This window comes from Flavobacterium hauense, from assembly GCF_054457175.1.
The window spans coordinates 1-4,015 of record NZ_JBTKVX010000040.1 but is presented as its reverse complement, the minus strand read 5'-3'; the positions used below and the strand labels follow the sequence as shown (position 1 = coordinate 4,015).

Sequence of the window (4,015 nt, the reverse complement as noted above, 5' to 3'; positions counted from 1 at the left end):
AAGATCCAGTGCAGTTTTCCTTACTTTAAACAGTGCTCCGGCTATTACAGCTCAGCCTGCTAACAGCACGACATGTGCGGGAGATAACACTACATTTACAGCTCAAGCAGCAAACGCAACAAGCTACCAATGGCAGGAAAACTCTGGGGCAGGATTTACGAATGTTACCAACGGTGGAGTATACTCTGGTGCCACAACCTCAACATTAACCCTCACCGGAGCAACAGCAGGAATGAGTGGTTACCAATATAGGCTTGTTGCAACAGGAGGATGTACACCAAATGCAACAACCAATGCAGTTACCCTTACGGTAAACAGCGCACCTGCTATTACAGCTCAGCCTGCTAACAGCACGACATTTGCGGGAGATAACACTACATTTACAGCTCAAGCAGCAAACGCAACAAGCTACCAATGGCAGGAAAACTCAGGGGCAGGATTTTCGAATATTACCAATGGAGGTGTTTACTCAGGCGCTACAACTGCTACACTTACAATTACAGGCACTACAGCAGGTATTAATGGTTATCAATACAGGCTTATTGCTGCAGGAACATGCATTCCAAATGCAACATCCGGTGCAGTTACCCTTACGGTAGCACCTGCTGCACCTGTAGCGACAAGTGTACAAATTTATGCAGGTACGGGCACCATTGCCAATTTAACAGCAACAGGAACTAACTTAAAATGGTATACCACTGCTACGGCTGGTACAGCTTTGATAGCTGACACAGCATTGGTAGACGGTACAACCTATTATGTAAGTCAGTCACCCGGAACAGTCGAAGGCGCAAGAGCATCAGTTACTGTAAAAAAGATAAGCGAGGCTACTCAGACATTGTGTATCGGAACTACCGTTGCCGGTTTGGTATCAACTCCTACATCAGGAGCAACAGCAAAATGGTACACTTCCTCAACTGGTGGTACAGCACTCACAGGAACACAATTGCTTGCTACAGGCACATACTATGTGGAACAGGCAACTACAGAGACCACGGTTCAATTAGCCGGCGGTTTTAATCTTCCTGCGGGAATTGCAATAAATGCCCAGGGTACTATTTATGTCGCAGATGTTTATAACTCTGCCATAAAAAAAATGAATAGTGATGGGAGCAATGTTCAGACTATAGGCAGTGGTTTTAATGCGTCTTTTGGAGTTACGGTAGATGCTCAGGGTATAGTTTATGTTGCAGATACTTATAACAACGCGATCAAAAAAATGAATGCTGATGGTACTAATATTCAGACTATAGGCAGTGGATTCAGTTATCCTCAAGGAGTTGCTGTAGATGCGCAAGGAACCATTTATGTAGCAAATACTTCTAATAGCACAATCAAAAAAATGAATGCTGATGGCAGTAATATCCAGACCATCGGCAGTGGCTTTAGTTACCCTTATGGAGTTGCCATAGATGCTCTGGGAAGCATTTATGTAGTTGATACGGGTAATAACGCCATAAAAAAAATGAATAGTGATGGCAGTAATATCCAGACCATAGGTAGCGGTTTTTATTCTCCTATAGCAGTTGCCATAGATGCTCAGGGAAGCATTTATGTAGTTGATACGGGTAATAACTCCATAAAAAAAATGAATGCTGATGGTAGTAATATCCAAATCATTGGGAGTGGTTTTAGTACTCCTTACGGAGTTGCTATAGATGCCAAGGGTATTGTTCATGTAGCAGATGGCTTAAATAATGCTGTAAAAAAAATAATTCCTGCAATTACCAGTAACCGTGTCGCGGTAAATGTTACCATAGATGTAGTAACAGCACCTACAGTTACTAATGTAGTTTTAACGCAAGGTGTTACGGCATCAGCGTTAACAGCTATTTCGGGAAGCACCGGGCTAAAATGGTATGCAGCAGCAACTGGCGGTACAGGTAGTACTACGGCACTTACACCTATTACCACTACGGCAGGGAATATATCATACTGGGTTGCGAGTACAAATGATAATGGCTGCGAGAGCCAAAGAGCAGAAATTAAAGTGACGGTTAATGCTCCGTCAGCACCAGAAGCGACAGGTATACAAATTTATGCAGGTACAGGAACCATCGCCAATTTAACAGCAACAGGAACCAATTTAAAATGGTATAACACTGCTACGGGCAGTACTGCACTAACTGCTGATACAGCATTGGTAGACGGTACAACTTATTATGTAAGTCAGTCACCCGGAACAGCCGAAGGTGCAAGGGCAGCGGTTATAGTGAAAAAGATAAGCGATGCTACTCAGACATTGTGTATCGGAACTACCGTTGTCGGTTTGGGATCAACACCTTCATCAGGGGCAACAGCAAAATGGTATACCTCCTCAACTGGTGGTACAGCACTTGCAGGAACGCAATCGCTTACTACGGGTACATACTATGTAGAGCAGTTAAGTCCCGAAACCACGATTCAATTAGCCGGCGGTTTTGATTCTCCTTTTGAAATTGCTGTAGATGCCCAGGGTAGTATTTATGTAGCAGATTATAATAACCATGCCATAAAAAAAATGAATAGTGATGGCAGCAATATCCAAACCCTAGGTAGTGGTTTTAATAGGCCTTTTGGAGTTGCTTTAGATGCACAGGGTAGTATTTATGTAGGAGATAGCTCTAACAATGCCGTAAAAAAAATGAATAGTGATGGTAGTAATATTCAGATTATAGGCAGTGCTATTAGTAGTCCTTATGGAGTTGCTTTAGATGCACATGGTACTATTTATGTAGGAGATTATAACAATGTCATAAAAAAAATGAATAGTGATGGCAGCAATATCCAGAATATAGGCAGTGGCTTTATTAGGCCTCTTAGTGTTGCTGTAGATGCTCAGGGTATTATTTATGTAGCAGATTTTGGTAACAATGCCATAAAAAAAATGAATAGTGATGGCAGCAATATCCAGATTATAGGCAGTGGTTTTAATAGGCCTCAAGTAGTTGCGGTCGATGCTCAGGGTAATATTTATGTAGCGGACAATGGTAGCAATACCGTAAAAAAAATGAACAGCGATGGTAGCAATATCCAGGTTATAGGCAGTGGTTTTAACATTGTTAATGGAGTTGACGTCGATGCCCACGGTATTGTTTATGTAGCAGATGGCTCTATAATAAAAAAAATAATACCAGCTTTTACCACTAACCGTGTGGCTGTAAATGTGGTTGTTTCTAATATAGTAGTAACCCCATCACAAACTAATCTTACTTGTAACGGAGGCGATAATGCAACAGCAACAGTTTCAGTTACAGGCGGTGTAGGAGATTATACGTATTCATGGTCGCCATCAGGAGGTACTGCGGCTACAGCTTCAGGATTAACCGCTGGTAACTATACCGTAACAGTTACGGACGAAAACGGTTGTGAAGCAGAAGAAACCTTTACCATTACCCAGCCGGATGCCTTAAGCATCACGCCATCGCAAACCAATGTTACTTGTAATGGAGGCGATAACGCAACAGCAACAGTTGCAGTAACAGGCGGTACGGGAGATTATGTCTATTTATGGTCACCAACAGGTGGTACAGCCGCGACAGCTTCAGGCCTTTCGGCAGGAGAGTATACCGTTACGGTAACCGATGAAAATGACTGCGAGGCCATACAAAGCTTTACGATAACGCAACCGGATGCAATAAGCATTACCCCAACACAAGAGAATGTATCGTGCAACGGAATATCGAATGGTTCGGCTACAGTAGCAGTATCGGGAGGTACAGGAGAGTATACCTACTTATGGTCACCAACAGGAGGTACAGCCGCGACAGCTTCAGGACTGTTGGCAGGTGAGTATACCGTGACAGTAACCGATGAAAATGACTGCGAGGCCATACAAAGCTTTACGATAACGCAACCGGATGCAATAAGCATTACCCCAACACAAGAGAATGTATCGTGCAACGGAATATCGAATGGTTCGGCTACAGTAGCAGTATCGGGAGGTACAGGAGAGTATACCTACTTATGGTCACCAACAGGAGGTACAGCCGCGACAGCTTCAGGACTGTTGGCAGGTGAGTATACCGTTACAGTA

Annotated in this window: 1 protein-coding gene; it reads left to right on the top strand. The window is 43.2% G+C overall.

From position 1 onward, the window contains the following. Positions 1–4,015 (top strand): Ig-like domain-containing protein (locus ACX0HA_RS17540; RefSeq protein ID WP_458846608.1); only part of this gene is annotated, 4,015 nt, incomplete at both ends.